Genomic DNA, 22016 nt, shown 5'->3' with positions numbered 1-22016 from the left:
CTTCGCCGTGGCGGCTCATTCGCCAGCGAACTTGAGCCCCAACGCCGCGCGCGCCGCGTCGGCCATCGCGATCATCTGTCGCGACTTGTCGTGCGGCATCAGCGGACTCTCCAGCACACCCGCGCGGATCAGCTCGCAAAAGTGCGCGGTCTCGTAGTTCAAACCACCGCCTTCGAACGGCTCGTCGAGTTCGACGACGCGGCCGTCCGCGTAACGGATGGTCGCGCGCGACGGGTTCCACCACGGCTCGTGCAGCGTCACGTGACCGCCTTTGGCCATCAGCAGCGCATCGCCCTTGCCATGCAGATCGAGCCCGCAGAAGAGCTGCGCGATGCCGCCGCGCTCGTGCTGGCTGTTCAGACTCGCGAACGTATCGACGCCGGTCGTGCCGAGCCGGCCGAAGGTCTGCACGTCGCGCGGCGCGCCGAGCCAGTCCACTGCGAGAAACATCTCGTAGATGCCGATATCGAGCAGCGCGCCGCCCGCGTGCTCGAACGACAGCGACGGATGATCGGCCGGCACGCCAGGCACCGAGCAGCCCGCGCGCACAAGGCCGACCTCGCCGATCGGATCGGCCGCGAGGTGCTCGCGCAACCTTCTGTAGAGCGGATAGAACGGCGGCTTCATCGCTTCCATGAAGAGCCGTTGCGAAGCGCGCGCGGTCTCGAGCACGCGCTCGAGCTGGGCACGATTGATACACGCGGGTTTCTCGCACAGCACGTGCAGCCCGGCTTGCAACGCGGCGATCGCATAGTCGGCGTGGCTGTCCTGCAGCGTCGCGATATAGAGCGCGTCGATGCCGCTCGCGAGCAGCGTATCGAAACTGTCGTAGACGGTACCGCCGAATTCATCGGCGAACGCCTGGGCCGGTTCCGCGCGACGCGACCACAGCGCGGCGAGCCGCGCCCGCGGCACGAAGGCGAGACCTTGCGCGAAGCGGCGCGCAATCCGGCCGGTGCCGACGATCCCCCAACGGATCTCACGTGATGAAGTGGTGTCTTGCGCTGCCCGATCGGTCGGTTGGGCGGTGGCTGCCTGCGGTGCCGCTGTCGTGTCTGTCATCGTGTGTGCAAGGGTCCATGCGGTTCAGAACAGCCGCTATTGTCGCCGATGCCGTTTGAGAATGCGGCGTCCGCGACCAATACGAACCATGCGGCATCACCGCCGCGCACCGACCTTCCACACCCGCGCCGCCGCTGTCACGGCCAGGCACTCACGCATCCAGGCTCACACCGAGGCTCAAACCCGCGCCGGCGGCTCCGCGGAAAACCGGCCGCCGACTTCCTCGGCCGAGTAATCGATCATCGCGAGCGAGGCGAGCTCGGCCTCCTTCGGATCGCGCCGCTCGATCGCTTCGACGACACGCTGATGCGACGCGATCGCGCCCTCCCACTCCCCGCTCCGGTCGTGCACGATCGGGGTAACGGTCGACAGCGCGCCGCGAATGATCGCCGCCATCTGCTTGAAGAACTGGTTGCCGCTCGCGATCACGATACGCGTATGGAACAGTTCGTCGGCTTCCTGATAGCCGGGCTCGCCCGGACGGATCACGCGAAACGCCTCGAAGGCCTCCCGAATCGCCGCGACGTCCGCGGCACTGCCGCGCGCGGCCGCCTGCGCCGAAGCGCGCGGTTCGATCAGGATGCGAAACTCGATCACGTCACGCAGAAACATCGGATCGGGCTTCGCGCGAAAACGCCAGTTGACGACGTCCTCGTCGATCATGCGCCAGTCGCTCATCGGCCGGATGCGCGTGCCGATCTTCGGGCGCACGTCGAGCATGTCGCGCGCGAGCAGCATCGATAGCGCCTCGCGCATCACGGTGCGGCTCACGTCGAATTCCTTCGACAGCACATCCTGCGGCGGCAAAATCGCGCCGTACTTTTCCTCGACGATGCCGCTGACGAGCCCGTCCATTACTTTGCTCACCAGCGAGCGATCCTTGTTTGCGTGTTCCATGACATATCCCCGAAGCGGTGTTGACCCCGCGTGGCCTGTTAATGAAGGGCCCGTACGTATCTGTTATGCAAATAGGATCGTTTTCCGATACGTTGCTAGCTTCGAAACGGTTGCGCCAGTTGGGACACTTCCTGACAGGGTTATCCCTCTGAAGATTTGTTTCGTTCGTGTAACGCAATCTGTTCCGCCAGGCTCAAAGCTCGCTCGTCAAAGCGTGCCTGCGTTACTGGGTTTAATTAGTGCGCATTCGCACGTTGGCGCGATGAAATTGTCTGATTTGCACGGACGTGGTCCGGCGATTGCGTGTTACGGCGAACAAACATGCGGGGGCAAGCCGATCAGGCCGAGTCTTCGTTCGACGCGCTCGCCGCCACCGACGCATAGCGGCCGCCAAAGAACAGCAGCGGCGCGTGCTCGTCGAGCGAGAACACCAGCACCTCGCCGACGAACAGCGTATGGTCGCCGCACGGATGGCGGTCCACCACGCGCGCCGCGAAGCGCGCGGCCGCGTGCTCGAGCAGCACGACGCCGGCAAGGCCATCGACCGCCGCGAAGCGCGGAGCGCAAGTGGGCGCGAAGCGGCTTTGAGCCTCGCCCGCGAAATGGCGGCTGTGCGACTCCTGCGCCTCCGACAGCACGCTGACGCCGAACAGCTCGGCATCCATCAGCCGTGCATGCATGCGCGCACGATGCCCGACCGACACGACGATCAGCGGCGGCTTCAGCGACCCCGACATGAACGCGTTGGCGGTCATCGCGTGAAGGCTGTCGCCGCTGCCGGTCGAGATCACCACCACGCCGGTTGCGAAGCGCCCGAGCGCGTGACGAAAGCGCCGCTCGTCGAATGACGGCGACCGCGCTTCATCGGCTGGCTTATCGGTTTGAGCTGCATTGACGCGCATGGGCGCTCCCCTGCTCGCGGCCGTGCCGCTCGTGGAAGCGCACGATGTCGTCTTCGCCAAGATAGCCGCCCGAATGCACTTCGATGATTTCCAGCGGCGTCTTGCCGGGATTTTCGAGCCCATGCGTGACACCGAGCGGAATGAACGTCGACTGATTCTCCGACAGCGCGAAGCGCTCGATGCCGCGCGTGACGAGCGCGGTACCGCGCACCACGACCCAGTGCTCGGCGTGATCATGATGCCTCTGCAGCGGCAGCCGCCCGCCCGGCTTCACGACGAAGCGCTTCACCTGAAAGCGCTCTCCGTGTTCGAGCGAATCGTAAAAACCCCACGGCCGCGCGACCTTGCGATACCCGTCGGCCTCGCCGGCTTGCTGCGTCTTCAGCTGTGCGACGATCGCCTTCACGTCCTCTACATGATCCTTCGCGGCGAGCAGCACGGCGTCGGCGGTCTCGACCACCACCACGCCGCTCACGCCGACACACGCGATTAGCCGGCCGTCCGAATGCGCGAAGCGGTCGCGCGAACCGTCGAACATCACGCGGCCGTGCGCAACGTTGCCATCGCTGTCCTTGTTCGACGCATCCCACACCGGGTCCGCCGCGCCGACGTCCGGCCAGCCCGCGCCGAGCGGTACCGTCACGCCGACAAGACGCGCGTCGGTACCGATGCGCTCCATCACCGCATGGTCGACCGAGTCGGACGGACACGCGGCGAACGCGTCGTGCGCGAGATGGAGCGCACCGGCATCGTCGATGCTCGCGCCCGCGAATGCGTCCTTGCAGGCCGCCGCGATCAGCGGACGGCACAAGCCGATCGCGTCGAGCCACACCGACGCGCGCACCACGAACATGCCGCTGTTCCACCAGTACTCGCCCGCTGCGAAGTAGCGCTCGGCCAGCTCGGCATCGGGCTTCTCGACGAAGCGCTCGATCGTCCGCGCGCCCCGGTTGCCGAGGGGCGCGTCGGTGCGGATGTAGCTATAGCCGATCGCCGCGCGCTGCGGCGGCACCCCGAACGCGACGATCGCGCCGCGCGAAGCATGCGCGAGCGCCTCGTTGAGCGCCGCGCCGAATGCAGCGTGATCGGCGCTCGGATGATCGGCGGGCAGCGCGACCAGGATCGGATCGTCGCCAGCCACGGCCGACGCGCGCGCGGCGAGCGCCGCGACCGTCAGCGCCGGCGCAGTGTTGCGCGCCATCGGTTCGAGCAGCAAGCGCGCAGGCTTGCGGTACGGCTCGACTCGCTCTAGCGTCGGCAGCCGCAGATCCTCGCGGCAGACCACCAGCGGCGCGGCGCACGGCGTGGTACGGGCCGCGTCGTGCGCGGCCGAGTCGAATGCATCGCCGAGCCAACGCAGCGTCGCTTCGAGCCGCGAGCGGTCGTCCATCGGACCGGCCAGCTGCCTCGAATTGCGTTCGCGCGACGGCGGCCACGGCCTCCTACCGGAGCCGCCCACGAGAATCACCGGCTGCGCGGTCAGCTCGTGAAGCGCGGCGGCGGATCGGGCCCGCGGCGCGAGCGGATTACCTGGCTCTACTATTCGGTTCATTTGCGATCCTCTCGAATCCAACTCCTGTTCACCGGCCGTTATCACGCCAGCAAGTGCCTCGTGGTCGCAATCGTTTCTGGTCGTACGCGCGTGCCCCCTCTGTGCGCGCGTGCTCCCTATGCTTCTCCGAACGGACGCAACGCCCCCGCGCCGCGATGCTCATCGTGTTCCGGCTGCTGCCTGTGCAGCTCGCCGTCGAGCGCGGCGCTGTCGGGCTGACGCAGCTTCGTGAAACCGCCGCGATAGACGTTCTCGACGTAGGACATGATGTTTTCCTGCGCCACCGACGACAGGATCGCGTGATCGGTGTGCTTGCAGAAGGCCACGTGAATGCGCGTGAAACGCGCGAGCCGCGTGCCGCGAGCACCGAAGTAGCGCTCGAGTTCCTCGACGCCTTCGTCGAGCACACCGAACACCAGGTGCGTGTCGACGCCCCGCGCATCGAGGTTGGCGAACATATGCCGCTCGTCCCGAGCGCCGAGTTCGAGGCCGCATAGCCGCTCGATCCGGTCGGCCAGCGTTTCGCCGGTCTTCGCGAGCTGCCGTACCACCAGCTCGCGCACGAGGCCCCAGCCCCCCGTCTCGCCCTTGAGCACGCGCAGCCATTTGCCCGGCTGCTTCATCGAGCGCATGTAGTTGCGCGTCGATCCGAACGCGGAGACGGGAATCATCGGCTTGCCGTGTTCATCGCAGACGTTATGCCATCTGAACTTCTGCACGTTGACGATCACCGCGCCCACCACCGCGGGTTCGCGCGTCGCTGCATGCAGGCCGGTGTAGGCGCCCGAGCAGATACCGACCGGCACCGCGCCCGCATGACCGCGCGCGACGAGCCAGCGCGATGCGCACGCAGCGTCGGCGGCGCCCGCTTGCGAGTACAGCGCGTCGAGGCTCAGCGTGTCGCACGACGGCATGCTGTCGCCGACACCGCCGACGTCGATGCGCAGCGAAGCGATCCCCTGGCGGGCAAGCCGCCGCGCGAAATGTACGCCGAAACGCCCGTTGCCGATTCGCGACACCGCGCCGGTATTGAGCAGCAGCACCGCCGGCGCGTGCGCCGCCGCGGCGCCGTCGGGCCGGCAGTAGATGCCGAACACCTTGCCGTCGTTCAGCCATACCGGCGTCTCGTGCAGCGTCGGCGCGACATAATGGCCGCCCGCCGGCTCTTCGCCTCGCTCGGGCACGCGCGCCACCGCCTGGCTTGTTCGCGTGCTGCCCGCGAGCAGCCAGTTCTCGATGGTCTCGAACGCGGCGTGCGGTATTTCGCTTTCGAGCGGCTCCATCATGAAGCGGCTGTATTCGTCGAACGGGTGACGTTCGAGCTCCACGCCATGTTCGCTGTAATGCGCGGCGAGCGCACCGGTGCGCACGGGGTTCAGTGAATCGAGCAGCAGCACGCGCGCGGCCGGCCGGCTCGTCGCGCGATACAGATCCGCCGTGTGCAGGCTTTCCAGCGTATCGCGGTACATGCGAAAGCCATACGCTTCAATGAACTCGTCGGTATCGGGTTCGACCACGCAATCCATCGCCGCCGGATCGTTCAGCCACTGCCGGTAATGCGCGCGCAATTCACGCTGGTAATTCTTGCCCGACAGCACCGGCGACATCAGCACGAGACCGTGCACGTCGCCGAGTTCCTGCGCGGCAAGCGCGGCCAGCATGCCGCCAAGACGCAGACCGCACAAGCTGACCCGCTCGACGCCGGTCGCCGCGCGCAGCTGCGCGACCGCCTGTTTGACGCTGTCGATCCACGCGCGCCACAGGCCGGCGTCGGTCGGATCGCCGGCCGAATCGCCGGTCGCCGGGTAATCGAAGCGCAGCACCGGCATGCCGCGGGCGGCGAGGCGCTCGGCGAGCCGGCGCATGCCGCGATAAGTGCACAGCGTGTCATAGCCAAACGGGGAACACATCACAACGCCATCCGGGCCGTGGGCTGAATGCAACCAGCCGAAGTTGCCGTCGAAGACGATGGGTCTCACAGTCCGCTCCTTACGTTTTCTTTCTTTTGATGTGATTACAACAAAGGTGCTGTCGCCCATATGTGCGTCCTGCCACATTGGTTTGGGCTCCGAATCGAGCAGGGCTCGCGTGTGTCGATGAGCAGGCTGTGCAGTGCAGCATGCCCCGCGCATGGACCGAAGCGCGGCTGATCGCGTCGTTCATGCGCTGTATTGAATGCCGGCGGCCAGGTTGCGCGTGCCGCGAGCATCAGGTGATGGAGAAGGTGCGCCGCGCTCGGACACGCGACACCAAGGCTCGTGGCCAATCACCACGCTACCCTATGACCATTGCCATTTAACTCCCCCCGATCGCGGCCATCTGTACGGCCACCCACACAGTTACGCGGCGCGTGGGGGCAAGATGCAAGACCTGCGACGGCGCCGACCGGGAAAGTCATACGATTGGCTCGCCCGTCACCCGCCGGACAAGGGACCATGGAACGAAGCATCGTCAGGAACATCTTCATCAACTTTGCCGGAGCCGTCGCGCCGACCTTCGTGTCCCTCGTGACCGTGCCGGCCTACATTCATCTGCTGGGCGCCGAGCGCTATGGGGTGATCAATCTGGTGTGGGCGCTGATCGGCTACTTCAGCGTCCTCGATCTGGGCACCAGCCTCGCGACGGAAAACCAGATCGCCAAGGCGCGCGCAACCAACGACGATTCGATCGAACCGATTTTCTGGAGTGCGTGGTTCATGAATCTCGGCACCGGCATCATCGGCGGGGCGCTGATTTATGGCGGCACCATCGTCTACATCACCTACGGCGTAAAAATCGAGCCGGCGTTCCAGCATGAAGTGATGGCGAGCCTGCCGTGGATCGCGGTCGCGGTGCCGATCACGAACGTCACGTGGGTCTTCGCGGGTGCGATTACCGGCGTCGAATGCTTCGCGAGCTACAACATCAACCAGATGCTCGGCACCGCGCTGTTCCAGCTGCTGCCGATCGCGGCGATCTTCTGCTTTTCGCCGTCGCTGGCGTTCGTGATTCCGGCCGCGGTGATCGCGCGCTTCATCGCCGGCCTGATGCTCGGCGTGGCCGCGATTCGCGCGCTCGGCATTCGCCGGATGCGGCTGCCGCAATGGCGCCTGATGATCGGGCTGTTCCGCTACGGCCGCTGGCTGCTGATGTTTTCCGGCGCCAACATGATTGCCTCGACGCTCGACCGCGTGTTCGTCGGCGGACTGCTCGGCGCGCGCTTCGTCACCTACTACGCGACCCCGCAAAATCTGATCAATCGTTTGAACATGCTGCCGCTCGCGATGGTGCGCACGCTGTTTCCGCGCCTGTCGGCGGCGTCGCGCGAGGATGCCGATGCGCTCGCGCACCACGCGCTCGCGTTTCTCAATGGCGCTTTTACGCCGTGCGTGATCGTCGCGCTGTTCGCCTTGAAGCCGTTCCTGCTGCTGTGGCTCGGTCCGCAGCTCGCCGCCTCGGCGCCGGTCGCGAGCGTGCTGATCGTCGGCGTGTGGCTGAGCGGCCAGTCGAGCATCCTCGGCAGCCTGTTGCAGGCGCAGACCCATCCCGCGGCGGTAGCGAGCGTCAGCTGGCTTCAGTTGCCGTTTTTCACCGGCGCGTTGTGGTGCGGCATCCACTGGTTCGGCATCATGGGCGCGGCGCTCGTCGTCGTGCTGAAGGCGCTCTTCGATTACGCGGTGCTGCTCGCGTTTTCACGGCTGCATGCGTGGACGATCGTGCGCAACATGCTCGCGCATCTGGCGTTTCTGCTCGTCGCGCTGGCGCTCGCGGATTGGATCAACGCTCTGCTGCTGGCGATCATCGCTGCGCTCGCGTTGAGCGCAGCGAACTTCGGCATGTCGCTGCGCGGGTCCAGCGAGTTGCGCGCCGCGCTTTACCGGCTCTGGCTGCGTTTGGTGCCGTCCTCCGGTCGGGCACAAGGCTGAACCCCCCCATCACAACAGTTCGAACGTGTTGACGAACGATGCGCCGTCGCGCTCGCGCCGCCGCTGCCCGAAGCGTGCCTGAGCGCCGCGCACCTGACGCGTGAGACCGATGTACGGCACACCGTGTTCGAGGTACGGGCCCTCGGTTTTGCGAAAGCCGAACTGCTCGTAGAACCCGCGCAAGCCAAGCGGCGCACTCACGCGCGTGGCGCGGCCCGGCCAGCGTTCGGCGACCGCTTCGAGCACACGCTCGATCAGCATCTCGGCGGTGCCGTCGCCGCGCCGCAGCGGACTCGTCAGCACCTTGTCGATCGTGACTTCCGGATCTTCCGAATCGCCGGGCTGCACCCGCGCATAGGCGAGCACTGGCATAGGACGTGCCATGTCGTCGACCGCGAACACATGCAAAGCGTGCTCGTCGCGACCGTCCGCGTCGAGGCACACATGCGACTGCTCGACGACGAATACCGCACTGCGCGCACGCAGCAGGACATACAACTCACGTGCAGATAGCTGATCGAACTCCAGCGTCTTCCAGTTCATCACGCCCCCGGCGGTCAAAATATTTGGCGAAACCGGCGATGGCTGCCGTGCGCGACGGCAGGCCGATCCATGACGGTCCCTCATCATCGACCACACGGTAGCCTGCGCGAAAGACGTGCTTCCGTGCGCCATCGCACTGACGCTCGGGGTTGCCGATTCTTAAATACGAGCCAACGAAGCGCAGTCTCACCACGTGCCCCGGTATCGCAGATGGCTTCACACAGCCCGCCTGCATCACCGCACTGCACCATCGCGCACACACACTGCGGTCTTCGCACCGCACGAACCTACCTACGAAAATCAGGCGCCCACGATCATTCGATCGCGGCACCCATCGGCAGACCTTTGACCATAAGGGGGAGCACTGCATGAAAACTGCATTGAGACGCATCCTTTCAGAATCCGCACGCCTGGATGTTCCGGTGGAAAACCTCGCCGACGACGCCGATCTCTATGCTGCCGGACTCTCATCGCTCGCGACCGTGCATCTGATGCTCGCCATGGAAGACGAATTCAACGTCGAAATTCCTGACCGAATGCTGACGCGCCGCCTGTTCTCGAGCATCGACTCGATGGCCGCCGCGATGACGGAGTTGCAGCAGGCCAAGGCGGCAGCATGAGTGCGCCGCTGCTGGATCAGGCCGCCGCAGCGGCCTGCGGGGCGGCCGCGAACTCGACTACCGATGCACAGACCGGCGCTGGCGAGAGCCCTGCCGCCGGGGCGCTGACCGCGCTCGACAGCGGTCCCGAATGGCGTGCTGCAGCGCATCGGTGCGCGGCGATCGCCGCGCAGTACGCGGACGCCGTCGACCGTGACGCGCGCTTTCCGGTCGAGGCGTTCGACGCGCTGAAGGCCGAGCGTTTGTTATCAGCGATGGTGCCGACCGCTTACGGTGGCGCGGGTCTGTCGCTTGCCGATATCGGCGCGATCTGCGAAACGCTTGCCCAGGGTTGCGCATCGACGGCGATGATCTATGCGATGCATCAGATCCAGGTCGCGTGCATCGACTCTCATCGCGGCAACTCGGCCTGGCAAGCGAGCCTGCTCTCGCAACTGGCCGAGCAGCAATGGCTGCTCGCGTCGGCGACGTCGGAAGAAACGATCGGCGGCAACATGCGCACGAGCGCGTGCTCGGTCGAGCTCGATGGCGCGCGTTTCCGGATCGAAAAGCTCGCACCGACGATCTCGTATGGCGCGCACGCCGACGGCATTCTCGTGACCGCGCGGCGCACCGCCGAAGCGGCCGCGTCCGACCAAGTGCTGATCGTCGCGCTGCGCGCCGAAACGCAGCTCGAGCGACGCGGCGGCTGGGACGCGATGGGCATGCGCGGCACCTGCAGCGAGGGCTTCCGGCTCATCGCGACGGGACTCGCAGAACAGATCCTCGCGACGCCGTTCGCCGACATCGCAGATCAGACCATGCTGCCCGTGTCGCACACGCTGTGGGCGTCGGTGTGGACCGGCATCGCGATCGACGCGGTCAATCGCGCGAAAGCGTTCTTCCGCGCACAGGCGCGCGCGAAGCCCGGCACCATGCCGCCGGCCGGTCTGCGGCTTGCCGAAGCGGTCGGGCTGCTGCAGATGATGCAGGCGCGTCTGTCGGTCGCGCTGGAAGCCGCGCGCGCCGCGCATCAGGCGCGCGAGGGCGCAATCCCGGCGGACGCCCCGCTCGCGGCGATGCTCGGGTTCGCGTCGGACATGAACACGCTGAAGACCAGCATCTCGACCACCGCGCTGCAGGTCGTACAGGAAGTGCTGATGATCTGCGGCATGGCGGGTTACAAAAACGGCACCCCGTATAGCGTCGGCCGCCATCTGCGCGACCTGCACTCGGCGCCCCTGATGATCAATAACGACCGTATCGCGCAGAACACCGCGAGTCTGCTGCTCGCACAACGTCCTGCCGCGCCGGGGAGACCCTGAATGAAGCTGATGACCGATACCGCCGCTGCTGCCACTGCAGCGGCGGCCTGCGCCGCCGAAGTGGGGCCTTCGCTCACGCTGCGCGACGAGATGCTGGCCGCCGGCCTGCTGATCGACACCGGCGAGAACGGACTGTATGGCCGCAGCCAGATTTTCGAGGACGTGATCGATCGATTGAACGTGGCGATCACGCATCTCGGCAAAGATCAGCAACCCGAAGTGCTGCGCTTTCCGCCCGCGATGCGCCGCACCGACTTCGAGGACAGCGAGTACCTGAAGAGCTTTCCGAATCTCGCGGGCACCATCCATTCGTTCTGCGGCGACGACATGGGCCACCACCGTCTGCTGCGCGCGCTCGACGATGCGATGGCCGACAGCGACGACGACCGCGGCGACGCGTGGCTCGCGCAACAGAAACCGACGCGCGTCGTGCTGACGCCGGCCGCCTGCTATCCGATCTATCCGGTGATGGCGCGGCGCGGCCCCCTGCCCGCCGGCGGCCGCACTATCGACGTGCTGTCGTACTGCTTCCGCCATGAGCCGTCGCTCGATCCGGGCCGGATGCAAATGTTCCGTCAACGCGAATACGTGCGTCTCGGCAGCCCCGAGCAGGTGATGGCGTTCCGGCAGATGTGGATCGAGCGCGGATCGTTGCTCGTGAAGCTGTTGGGCCTGCCCGTCGAAGTCGATCTCGCGAACGATCCGTTCTTCGGCCGCGGCGGAAAGATCGTCGCCGATAGCCAGCGCGCGCAGGCGCTCAAGTTCGAATTGCTGATCTCGGTCGCCGATCCGCGCGGCAAGACGGCCTGCCTGTCGTTCAACTATCACATGGACCACTTCGGCGCGATCTGGAAGATTGCGTGCGACGACGGCACGACCGCGCATACGGGTTGCGTCGGCTTCGGCATGGAACGCATCACGCTCGCGCTGTTCCGTCATCATGGGCTCGACGTCGACGCGTGGCCCGACGACGTGCGCGCGCTCCTGTGGGGCGATACCGGCACCCGCGTCGCGGATGCGCTGCAGGCGGCGCAGTCTACGCAAACCGCAGCCGTCGCCGGGGAGCACGCATGAATCCATCGCCGACTTCCGCGCTTGCCGGCTCGCTCGCCGACTCGTCGCTGCCACAACGCGCAGGTGATCCGCCGACGCATCGGGAGACCCACGCGGCGCCCCGTGCCGGCAGGCAGCCGCGCGAGCACGTAGCGCACGCGCTGCATCAGGGCGAACGCGTGTGGCAGGAGACCAACTGCTACGTCGATCTGTGGATCGAGCTGCTGCACGGCTTCGGGCTCGATCCGCGCGCGGCGCTCGCGTTCACGGTCACGCAGGATTTCGAAGGCGACCAGTTCACGTTCTTCAAGTTTCCGCTCGACGATCTCGAACGGCTGTATGGCACCCAGGTGCAGGAGCTCGCGATCTACGATTCACTCGAAGAACGCGTGCTCGCGCAAACATTGCGCGGCCACACCGTGCTCGTCGAAGTCGACGGCTACTACCTGCCCGATACGCGCGCGACCTCGTATCGCAGCGAGCATCCGAAGACCACGATCGGCATCGACTTCGTCGACACCGCCGCGCGCCGCCTCGGCTATTTCCACAATACCGGCTACCACCAGCTCGAAGGCGACGATTACGACGGCGTGTTTCGCAAGCTTCCGCATTTCACCGGCCAGCCCGATCTGCTGTTTCCGTACGTCGAGTTCGCCAAGCAGGCGCGGCCCGCGCTCGAAGGCACCGCGCTCGCAAAGGCGTCGGCGGAACTGCTGTGCGCGCATCTGGAGCGGCGTCCGTTGAGCAATCCGATTTCGCAATGGCGTGCGGCGTTTCCCGCCCATCTCGATACGCTGTTCGAGCGCGACGAGGCGTACTTCCATCTGTACTCGTTCAATCTGATGCGGCAACTCGGTGCGAACTTCGAGTTTCTGTCGAAGTATCTGCAATGGCTGTCCGCGCAAGGCTTCGAGACGCCGCCGACGATCCCGGCCGCCGCGCAACGCATCGCGTCGGAGTCGATGGTGATGCAGTTCCGGCTGATTCGCGCGCTCGCGCGCGGTCGTCGCGATAGCTGTGAAGACTGCTTCGATGTGCTTGAAAGCGCCTATGAACAAACGCTGCCGCCGCTAGCCGCTCTGGTGCGCTAATGCGTTGATCCGTTGATGCGCGTGCTTCGTGCCGCGCGGCTTTTCCGGGAATTGACCGTGGATGTATCGACACTCGATCCGGCGGCTGACGAGAGCGGCGCCGGCCGTCCGCGCGCGGCCGGCGCGCTCTCTCTATGGCCGCAACGGCTCGACACCGGCTGGGCTTGTCTGAGCACCCCACCCAACGCCTATGCGTCGCCAGTCGATCTGCCCGCGCAAGGTTGGCTCGCCGCGCCCGTACCCGGCACCATCGCGAGCGCGCGGCGCGCCGCCGGACTGCTCGATGTCGATCACCCGCCGCCGCTCGCGTTCGACGATCACTGGTATCGCGTTACGCTGATCGGCACCGGTCGGCGCCGCTTGCGCTTTCATGGACTCGCGACGCTCGCGCAAGTGTGGCTCGACGATGTGAAGCGGCTCGATTGCGCATCGATGTTCATCGCCCATGATCTGGATATCGAACTGAATGGCCGTGCGACGCTCGTGCTGTGCTTTCGCTCGCTGACGCCGGCGCTGGCGGCCAAACGCTCGCGTGCGCGTTGGCGGCCACGGCTCGTCTCGCCGCCGACGCTTCGCAACGTGCGCACCACGCTGCTCGGCCATATGCCCGGCTGGTGTCCGTCCATCCAGGCGGTCGGGCCGTGGCGTCCGATCGAGCTGCTCGGCGACGCGCCGCACGCATTCGACACCATTGATCTGACCAGCCGGCTCGAGCACGAGGATGGGGTTGTTTCGTTGACGTTACGTTTCGTACACCCCCACGACGTCGTCGCCTGCCGCGCGTCACTTGCGTGCGGCAACCATGTTTCGTCTTTGCAATGGCACGATGCATATACACTCACCGGCGACGTGCGCGTGCCTGACGCGAAACGCTGGTGGCCGCATACGCACGGAGAGCCCGCTTTATATCCTCTGACGTTGCAACTCGCCGATGGCGACGTGATCAGTGAGTCGCTGGGCTCGATCGGCTTTCGTCGTATCGAAGTGGATCACGGCGCCGATGCTGCGGGCTTTACCTTGCGCGTGAATGACGTGCCAGTGTTCTGTCGCGGTGCGTGCTGGACCAGCGCCGATCTCGTCACGCTGGCAGGCACCGAAACGCAGTTGCGCCATACGTTCGAGCTCGCGCGCGCCGCCGGCATGAACATGCTGCGCGTCGGCGGCACGATGCTGTATGAATCAGATCTGTTTTATGTCCTCGCCGATGAGTACGGCATGCTGATATGGCAGGACTTCGCGCTGGCGAATTTCGATTACCCGAACGATGCCGCATTCAGCGCACTGATCGAGCGCGAAGCGAGCCAGTTCCTGACCCGCACGCGTCGCTTCGCGTCGCTCGCGGTGCTGTGCGGCGGCAGCGAGGTCGACCAGCAGGCGGCGATGTTCGGACTGCCCGCGGCGCGGCGCGCGCAACCGTTGTTTACCGAGCTGCTGCCCGCGCTCGTCGCGCGCGAACGCGCGGACGTGCCCTATGTCAGCAATTCGCCATCGGGCGGCGCATGGCCGTTTTCGACTAACGAGGGCGTCACGCACTACTACGGCGTCGGCGCGTATCAACGGCCGCTCGCCGACGTGCGACGCGCGCAGGTGCGCTTCGCGGCAGAATGCCTGGCATTCGCCAACGTCCCCGACGACGCGACGCTGCACGACGCGCTCGGCACGATCCACACGCACGATCCGCGCTGGAAAGCCGCCGTGCCGCGCGATGCCGGCGCAGGCTGGGATTTCGACGACGTGCGCGATCATTATCTGCAGGCGCTTTACGGCGTCGAGCCGGCGCGCTTGCGCTATGAAGACCCGGCGCGCTATCTGGATCTGTCGCGCGCGGTGGTTGCCGATCTGATCAGCGACGTGTTCGCCGAGTGGCGGCGCGCGGGCTCACCGTGCGGCGGCGGCCTCGTGTGGCAGTTGCAGGATCTGCGCGCGGGCGCGGGCTGGGGCTTGATCGACGCGACGGGACGGCCGAAAAGCGCGCTGCACGGCTTCGCGCAGACGCTTCAGCCATTGCAGGTCACGCTGACCGACGAAGGCCTCAACGGCCTCGATATCCATCTGATCAACGAGCGGGCGCAAACGTTTAGCGGCGAACTCGAACTGGTCTGTCTGCGCGACGGCAGCGTGAAGGTCACGTCCGCACGCAGCGCGCTGACGCTTGCCCCGCGCAGCCTGCAACGCCTCAGCGCGGCCGCGCTGCTCGGCCAGTTCTTCGATCTGACGCACGCGTACCGCTTCGGCCCGCGCGCGCACGATGTCACGATTGCAACGCTATACGATGGCGCGAGCGGCGAGATCGTCTCCGAGGCGTTTCACCTGCCCGAGCGTAACGTGCACGCGCATCATGACCTCGGTATGACCGTTGAGGTCGAGCGTCGTGGCGACGGCAGCGGCTGGCAGCTCGCGATCGAAACGAAGCGCTTTGCGCGCTTCGTTCATATCATTGACCGGCACTATCGCGCGGCGCGCGACTGGTTCCATCTCGCGCCGAACCGGCGCTGTATCGTGCCGCTTCATCCGCTCGAACCGCTGCTGCCGAGCGCGTTCGCCGCATCGCCGCAAGAAGTCGTTGCACCTGCATCGAACGCGGCCTTTAAAGTGGATGCAACAAGCGCGGCGCCCCAAGGGGAAGTCCGCGCGATCAATGCGCTTTCCGCCATCTTTTACGGCTAGTGGTGATTCCGAACTAGTCGCAGGCCCGCGAGGCGCGCCAGAGCCCGCTTCGCATCTCTCGAACTGTCTGCTCCGCGCACTCACTGTTGGCTCGAACGCGACTGTTAGCGGCTCTGAGAGGCTTTGCGTGCGACAGCGTACGCACTCCATTTAACACTTCTGAATCATTTCCGACACTTCAGGTCGAGCGCTTCAAAACGTACATGCGGCGCCAGGTTCAAATCTGAGACAGCTTCGACAGCCCCCCTGTTTTTGGCCGTGAAGCCTTTGATATCAAGGGGTTCCCCGAAACCCGAAGCTTTCATCGGATGCATTGCCCATCCGGAGGGGGTGTGCAGAACTGAAACAAAAAGCCGCTTTTCCCCTCCCGACGCACTGCGGGTTTGTTCGCTGCGCCGCATCAGCACGCGTTTTCCCTAACGTTGGCACGGTCCTCGCTATTACCTTCACGCAACAGAGTGCCACCGCACACGAGCGCAACAACAGAGGCGGCGGCAGACAGGCCTAAAACGGGGCCGGTGCTGTTCATCCTAGCTGCTCGCCGGGCAGCCCTGTCCCGAGGATGCGGGCATCGGATCAAATAAACGGAGAGAGTCGCGCGAGGCGCGGCTGTCATGCGAGGACCGATCATGTTGACACTTCAATCCGATTTGCACGGTAACCATCTGCTGGGCGCATTGCCGTCGCACGAATGGCAAGCGCTGGCCCCCCACCTCGAACTGGTTCATCTGCGCACCGAGCAACTGCTATGCGACTCGGGTCAACGGATCCATCATGTTTACTTCCCCACCACCGCGATCATCTCGATGCTCTCGACGATGGAAGACGGCAGCTCCGTCGAGATCGCCGCGGTCGGCCGCGAAGGCATGACCGGCGTGCCGGTCCTGACGGGCGGCGAAACCATGCCCAACCGCGTGCAGGTGCAATGCGCGGGCTTCGCCTACCGGATGAGCGCACAGGCGCTCAAGCAGCAGTTCGCGCGGTCCGACTTTCTGCGCCGCCTGATGCTGTTGTACATGCACGCTCTTCTGACCCAGGTCGCGCAGACTGCCGCATGCAATCGCCATCACGCGCTCAACAAGCAACTGTGCCGCTGGCTGCTGATCGAGGTGGATCGCGTCGCGTCGAACGACCTGACCGTCACGCAGCAGCTGATCGCCGACATGCTTGGCGTGCGCCGCGAAGGCATCACCGAAGCGGCCGGCAAGCTGCACGACGAAGGCCTGATCCATCATAGCCGCGGTCACATCAAGGTGCTCGACCGCAAGGGCCTCGAAGCCCGCGCGTGCGAATGCTACGGCCTCGTGAAACGCGAATTCGATCGTCTGCTGCCGCGCCTGCGCCAGGCGGAGACCGTCGAATAAGCGGGACGCCGCTCGATGACCGCGGTCGATTTGCCTATGTTTAGGGCTACTTCTCGATGTCTCGACGTTCTCTTCGTGATTGCAGGCGGTCTGCTAGCGCACTGGATGCGCTTTCCCACAGCAATCGCGCTAGCCGATACCCAGCGCCTTCTGATTGCGTTCAACTGTGTGCTGGTTCTGCTGCTGTTTCCGGGCTTCGGTGCCTATGAGACGTGGCGCGGCAAGGCGCTCGCGCCAGTGCTCGCGAGAATCGCCGCCGCGTGGGTCGTGGTGGTCGCAACCTCGCTCGTGCTCGCGTTTACGCTGCATCGGACGGATGCGGTGTCGCGCCTATGGTTCGGATATTCGACGCTGATCTCCGGCGCGCTGATCATCGCGACCCGCTGCATCATGCACGTGGTGCTGCGCTTCGTGCGCCGCCGCGGCATGAACGCGCGCACCGTCGCGATCGTCGGCGCACCGGGCTTTGCGCGCATGCTGCTCGCGCATCTCGAACACGCGCCGCAAGCGGGCTTCAAACCGGTGTGCGTGTTCGACACCAGCGTGGAAGGCCCCGACGCGTACGGCGCGCGTCTGGCCCGCCTACCCGTGATGACCGATCTGGAAGCGTTCGCGACGAAGGTGCGCGAGGAACGCGTCAACGAAGTGTGGCTCGCGTTACCACTTTCAGAGGAACACACGATCTACCGCTTCACGCGCATCTTCAGACACGACTTCGTCAATCTGCGCTTCATTCCCGACGTGCGCGGTCTGTCGCTGTTCAATCATGCGATCGCCGATGTTGTCGGTTTGCCGACGCTGAATCTGAGCGCGACGCCGATCTCGCCGCCGCAGATGTGGCCCAAGCTGATATTCGACCGCCTGTTGGCCGCGCTCGCGCTGCTCGCGCTCGCGCCGGTGTTCGTCGTGCTCGCGATCGGCATCAAGCTCACGTCGCCGGGACCCGTGTTTTTCCGGCAGATCCGCAAGGGCGTCGATGGTCAGCCGTTCTGGATCTACAAGTTCCGCTCGATGAGCGTGCACCGGGAAGAGCACGGTCAGATCACGCAGGCGACCCGCAACGACTCGCGCGTGACGAAGCTCGGCAGCTTCATGCGTCGCACGAGTCTTGACGAACTGCCTCAGTTTCTGAACGTGCTGCTCGGTCAGATGTCGGTGGTGGGTCCGCGTCCGCATGCGATCGAACACGATGATCTGTACAAAGACCAGGTGTATGGCTACATGCACCGCTACCGCATCAAGCCCGGCATCACCGGCTGGGCCCAGGTCAACGGCTATCGCGGCGCGACCACCAAGGTCGAGAAGATGGAAGCGCGCGTCAAATTCGATCTCTTCTATATCCAGAACTGGTCGTTCTGGTTCGACATGAAGATCGTCTTCATCACGATTTTCAAGGGCTTCGTCGGCCGCAACGCGTTCTGATCAAGCCGTCGAGCGGATCGCATCCAGGAGTGCCGGTCATCGTGACGGCGCCGCGGCGCGCTGCAAATCGAAACGCCAACTCCGGCGGCTCGATCGACAGCCGCCATCGTTGACGCAAGACAAAGAGCCGCGGCGGCCCCCGTCATCGACGGGCCCGCCGCGCGACACCGCCGCTACAGGAACTGGCTGACGTCGGTCTGGAACCGTACCGCGAGCGCCTTGGCGACTTTCTTGCTGATCGCGCGGCGCCCCGCGAGAATATCGCTGACCACGGTCGGCGACGCGATGCCGGCCAGATCCTTCTGCTTGAGACCATGCGTGATCAGCAAATGGCGCAGCACCTCGCGCGGCTCCGCTTTTGGAATCGTCAGGTTGCGTGCTTGCCAGTGACCGACCAGCTCCTTCACGATCGCGTGCAGATCCGCGAGCGGATCGTTGTCCTCGCCACTTAGATGATCGGACAGCGAGTTTGCGATGCGCACCATCTGGTGATAATCCTCTTCGGTGCGAATCGGCGTGATCGGCAACTGGCTCTTCAGCGCAGCCCAGGTTGCGGCAATGTCGGGAAAGGGTCCCGGAAGGCGATCGGCATTCATGAGTTTAAATTCGTCCTCGTCCAAAGCCGTCGGCGCGTTAATCGGTGACGCGCGAATGACGACTGCCTGTTGTAGTGAATCGCCGTGGCACGCCGAATTGCCAGCACTGCGAACTTCGCAGTGAGGTCATTCAGCGGTCACGATAGCGAACGTCTGCTTCAGGTCGTTATGGCCACGCGAGGCATGCTGCGCCAGCGAAAAATCTCGCCCGTAGCGCGTGGCGCGCACCCCGATGTCGTTTTTTTGAAGTCCAGTCCTGCCTGCTTGAGAATGGCCCGCCGCGGCTCGCCTTGCACGCGCGGTGCGTTTCGCGCGATACGCGATACGCACTGCCGACACAAAGCGCGAAGCGAACGCGCCCACACCAATAGCCGCCCGGACGCGTTGGTCAGAACGGCTCGTTACTGCCTGTTGCGAAATCACTGCATGACGACGAAAACCCTTTCCTCTCCTATCGAAAACTCCACGAGGCGAGTACAGCGAAAGACCCTCACCTCATTGCCTCCACCTGCTTTTCGGCGCCGTGTCGCTGGCGATGCCGAGTTCGCGCGTCGCGAGATCGGACTCCGCCCACGTCACCTGATCTCCCAGTTCCGCCGCCGGCAGACCCTGAGCGACTGCCGCAATCGTGCGCGTAACCTCGGCCATGAACGCGCGCCGGAACACCTGAGCCGAAAACCGTTCGGCATTCGCGCGACAGGCCGCTGGCGTGATGTACGCGCTCAGCCGCTCGAAGCGGTTGATCGCGTCGAGCAGCGATACCGCCGTCTGACGCGCGAAGAAAACGCCGGTCGGATGCGGATCGCCGACCGGTACGACCGTTTCGAGCGCTCCGCCCTTGGCGAACGCAATGACCGGCGTGCCGCAGGCCTGCGCTTCGAGCGGCACGATGCCGAAATCTTCCTCGGCGGCGAACACGAAGGCTCGCGCACGCGCCAGATAACCCTTCAGTACGCCCAGTGGCTGATCACCGAGGACCGTCACGTTCGGTCCGGCTTTCGCGCGAATCGACGCCATCTGCGGCCCATCGCCGATCACGATCAGCTTGCGCTGCGGCGTGGCATTGAATGTCTCGACGATCAGATCGATGCGTTGATGCGGCACCATCCGCGACACGCTCAGATAGAAATCGTCTTTCTCGGCGCGCAGTTCGAATTCGTTCACGTCGACGGGCGGCGGAATCACCGCGGCATCGCGCCGATAGGTTTTCAGCATGCGCCGCGCGACCGATTGCGAATTCGCGATCAGACGATCGACGCCATTCGTCGATTGCGCGTCCCAGCCGCGCAGATAATGCAGCAACACCCGCGCGGCCCACGACTTCGGTCCGCGCAGCAGATTCGCGTCGCGCAGATACTGATGCTGCAGATCCCACGCATAGCGCATCAGCGAATGCACGTAGCTGATGTGCGTCTGATGTGGGCCGACCAGTACGCCCTTCGCGACCGCGCAAGAACTGCTAATGATCAGGTCGTAGCTCGACAGATCGAACCGTTCGACGGCAAGCGGCATCAACGGCAAATACGCGCGATACCGGGTGCGCGCAAACGGCAGGCGTTGTATGAACGACGTGGTGACCGGCTTACCGGCTAGCGGCGCGCGATCTTCGAGAAAATCGACGACGCTGAAAACATCGGCGTCGGGAAAGCACTCGATGATCTGCTCGAGCACTTTCTCGGCGCCGCCGGGAGCGACCAGCCAATCGTGCACGATCGCCACTTTCATATTCCGCCCTATCTGTCACGAAACGCCACCTGGCCTCAGAGAAGAGTGTATGTGCCACGTTCCTGACTGTGCGTGCGCGTGCACACATTCGACGTGCGACAGTGCGCGAGTAATTCGCAGAGTCCGTTTGCGTCAGCAAAACCACGGCTTTATTGCTGAGCTTTCGTCTGTGCACACGGCTGATGTTTACGTCGTCACGTCTTCTCACTAGTCCAACTCACGCGTTGCGATCGGAGCGCTGCGCGAGCGAGCGGCACGTGACGTGGCGGGCATCGCGCGCGGCTAGCATCGACGGCGAATGGTCTGCGCGCGGAGCCAGGCATTTTCCGCCATGGGTGCGCGATTGCCGCCGCGACGGGCGAGCGCAATAAAAAACGCGTGCGAACCGCTGGAGCGGTTCGCACGCGTCAGAGCGAACAGAAATGCAGCCGCTTAATTCTGGCCGTACGTGATCGTTTGCACGCCGGTGTCGGTGCCGAGCAGGCACACATTCGCGCCGCGGCCCGCGAACAGGCCGACCGTGACGACGCCGGGCCATGCGTTGATATGCGCCTCGAGCGTGCGCGGGTCGCTGATGCTCAAGCCCTTCACGTCGATGATCTCGTTGCCGTTGTCGGTGATGAACGGCGCGCCCTCTTTCGTCACACGCACGACGGGCACGCCGCCGAGAGCCGTCACGCGGCGGCCGATCGCGGTGCGCGCCATCGGCAGGACTTCGATCGGCAGCGGGAACTTGCCGAGCGTCTCGACAACCTTGCTCGCATCCGCGATGCAGACGAATACTTCCGACACCGACGCGACGACCTTCTCGCGCGTCAGCGCGCCGCCGCCGCCCTTGATCATCGCACCGCTGCGATCGATTTCGTCGGCGCCGTCGACGTACACCGGCAGCGAGTCGATCTCGTTCAGGTCGAGCACCTTGAAGCCGTGCGATTGCAGACGCGCGGTGGTGGCGAGCGAACTCGACACGGCGCCGCGATAGCGGGATTTGGTGGCGGCCAGCGCGTCGATGAAACAGTTCGCGGTGGAGCCCGTGCCGACGCCGACCACCGAGCCTTGCGGTACGTTGGCGTTCACGTAATCGGCGGCGGCCTGGCCGACCAGTTGCTTGAGTTCGTCTTGAGTCATGGGAGAGGCGGGAAAAGCGTGAAAAACCGATAGTTTACCGGAGTGGCGGGGGGAGGGTTCGGTTTGGGCGCGCGGTGGGGGCGCTTTGTGTCGTGCAGTCCGCTGATTTGCCGGACAGCTTTTCACGGGAATACGTCTTTTCTTGATGAGCCAAGGAGTCTCCTGCGGAGACAGCCTCATCCTCC

General features: G+C 65.0%; 18 protein-coding genes. 8 read left to right on the top strand and 10 right to left on the bottom strand.

The window, feature by feature from the left end; genetic code table 11:
* Positions 1–15: 15 nt before the first annotated feature.
* The 5 genes from VSR82_RS00215 to VSR82_RS00195 all read right to left on the bottom strand — a co-directional run bounded on the left by VSR82_RS00215 (position 16) and on the right by VSR82_RS00195 (position 6392).
* On the bottom strand, positions 16–1062 hold the full coding sequence (locus VSR82_RS00215) for a Gfo/Idh/MocA family protein (protein ID WP_429459503.1): 1047 nt from the start codon (positions 1060–1062) through the stop codon (positions 16–18).
* A gap of 177 nt (positions 1063–1239) precedes the next feature.
* Positions 1240–1959 carry a FadR/GntR family transcriptional regulator gene (locus VSR82_RS00210; RefSeq protein WP_368582808.1) on the bottom strand — a complete coding sequence of 240 codons (720 nt, stop codon included), beginning with the start codon at positions 1957–1959 and terminating at the stop codon, positions 1240–1242.
* 338 nt (positions 1960–2297) lie between these two features.
* Positions 2298–2861, bottom strand: a complete 564-nt coding sequence (locus VSR82_RS00205) for a flavin reductase family protein (protein WP_368582807.1) — start codon at positions 2859–2861, stop codon at positions 2298–2300.
* The gene (locus VSR82_RS00200; protein ID WP_429459506.1) at positions 2833–4413 is read right to left on the bottom strand and encodes a mannose-1-phosphate guanylyltransferase/mannose-6-phosphate isomerase; all 1581 of its coding nucleotides are present in this window, start codon (positions 4411–4413) and stop codon (positions 2833–2835) included. Before VSR82_RS00200 ends, VSR82_RS00205 begins: the two co-directional genes overlap by 29 nt.
* 116 nt (positions 4414–4529) lie before the next feature.
* Positions 4530–6392: an alpha/beta fold hydrolase gene (locus VSR82_RS00195; protein WP_410851978.1), complete on the bottom strand. Its 1863-nt coding sequence runs from the start codon at positions 6390–6392 to the stop codon at positions 4530–4532.
* 456 nt (positions 6393–6848) lie between these two features.
* On the opposite strand from VSR82_RS00195, the gene VSR82_RS00190 reads away from it, so the two are divergent.
* Positions 6849–8318 (top strand): oligosaccharide flippase family protein, encoded by a 1470-nt coding sequence (locus tag VSR82_RS00190; RefSeq protein ID WP_429459508.1) that lies wholly within the window; start codon positions 6849–6851, stop codon positions 8316–8318.
* 9 nt (positions 8319–8327) lie between these two features.
* Here VSR82_RS00190 and VSR82_RS00185 read toward each other — a convergent pair whose 3' ends face one another.
* Complete coding sequence (locus tag VSR82_RS00185) at positions 8328–8861, bottom strand: GNAT family N-acetyltransferase (protein WP_368582802.1); 534 nt, start codon at positions 8859–8861, stop codon at positions 8328–8330.
* Between the two features lie 368 nt (positions 8862–9229).
* On the opposite strand from VSR82_RS00185, the gene VSR82_RS00180 reads away from it, so the two are divergent.
* Genes VSR82_RS00180 through VSR82_RS00160 form a run of 5 tightly spaced genes read left to right on the top strand, consistent with a single transcriptional unit; the run spans position 9230 to position 15596 of the window.
* The gene (locus VSR82_RS00180; protein ID WP_368582801.1) at positions 9230–9481 is read left to right on the top strand and encodes an acyl carrier protein; all 252 of its coding nucleotides are present in this window, start codon (positions 9230–9232) and stop codon (positions 9479–9481) included.
* Complete coding sequence (locus VSR82_RS00175; RefSeq protein WP_410851980.1) at positions 9478–10785, top strand: acyl-CoA dehydrogenase family protein; 1308 nt, start codon at positions 9478–9480, stop codon at positions 10783–10785. Before VSR82_RS00180 ends, VSR82_RS00175 begins: the two co-directional genes overlap by 4 nt.
* Positions 10786–11859, top strand: a complete 1074-nt coding sequence (locus tag VSR82_RS00170; protein ID WP_429459511.1) for an amino acid--[acyl-carrier-protein] ligase — start codon at positions 10786–10788, stop codon at positions 11857–11859.
* Positions 11856–12929, top strand: a complete 1074-nt coding sequence (locus VSR82_RS00165) for a DUF1839 family protein (RefSeq protein WP_429459513.1) — start codon at positions 11856–11858, stop codon at positions 12927–12929. Before VSR82_RS00170 ends, VSR82_RS00165 begins: the two co-directional genes overlap by 4 nt.
* Before the next feature lie 15 nt (positions 12930–12944).
* Entirely contained in the window at positions 12945–15596 is a 2652-nt protein-coding gene (locus VSR82_RS00160) for a glycosyl hydrolase 2 galactose-binding domain-containing protein (RefSeq protein WP_429459515.1), read from the top strand.
* 164 nt (positions 15597–15760) lie between these two features.
* On the opposite strand, the gene VSR82_RS00155 is transcribed toward VSR82_RS00160, so the two are convergent.
* Positions 15761–16003: a hypothetical protein gene (locus VSR82_RS00155; protein WP_498857435.1), complete on the bottom strand. Its 243-nt coding sequence runs from the start codon at positions 16001–16003 to the stop codon at positions 15761–15763.
* Positions 16004–16225: 222 nt separating this feature from the next.
* Between VSR82_RS00155 and VSR82_RS00150 the strand changes: the two genes are divergently transcribed.
* Positions 16226–16960, top strand: a complete 735-nt coding sequence (locus tag VSR82_RS00150) for a Crp/Fnr family transcriptional regulator (RefSeq protein WP_006048767.1) — start codon at positions 16226–16228, stop codon at positions 16958–16960.
* Between the two features lie 36 nt (positions 16961–16996).
* Positions 16997–18382, top strand: a complete 1386-nt coding sequence (locus VSR82_RS00145) for an undecaprenyl-phosphate glucose phosphotransferase (protein WP_429459518.1) — start codon at positions 16997–16999, stop codon at positions 18380–18382.
* Positions 18383–18555: 173 nt separating this feature from the next.
* Here VSR82_RS00145 and VSR82_RS00140 read toward each other — a convergent pair whose 3' ends face one another.
* The 3 genes from VSR82_RS00140 to rpiA form a co-directional block, all read right to left on the bottom strand.
* The gene (locus tag VSR82_RS00140; protein WP_368582793.1) at positions 18556–18978 is read right to left on the bottom strand and encodes a helix-turn-helix domain-containing protein; all 423 of its coding nucleotides are present in this window, start codon (positions 18976–18978) and stop codon (positions 18556–18558) included.
* Positions 18979–19473: 495 nt separating this feature from the next.
* The gene (locus tag VSR82_RS00135) at positions 19474–20703 is read right to left on the bottom strand and encodes a glycosyltransferase (RefSeq protein ID WP_429459521.1); all 1230 of its coding nucleotides are present in this window, start codon (positions 20701–20703) and stop codon (positions 19474–19476) included.
* Positions 20704–21135: 432 nt separating this feature from the next.
* A complete protein-coding gene (gene rpiA / locus VSR82_RS00130; RefSeq protein ID WP_368582791.1) occupies positions 21136–21831 on the bottom strand; it encodes a ribose-5-phosphate isomerase RpiA in 696 nt (231 codons plus the stop codon).
* Between the last annotated feature and the right edge of the window lie 185 nt (positions 21832–22016).

The organism is Burkholderia sp. JPY481 (assembly GCF_038900515.1).
Classification (GTDB): Bacteria; Pseudomonadota; Gammaproteobacteria; order Burkholderiales; family Burkholderiaceae; genus Paraburkholderia; species Paraburkholderia youngii.
Note: the sequence above shows the minus strand (reverse complement) of the source record. Positions and strands in the feature narration are given on the sequence as shown.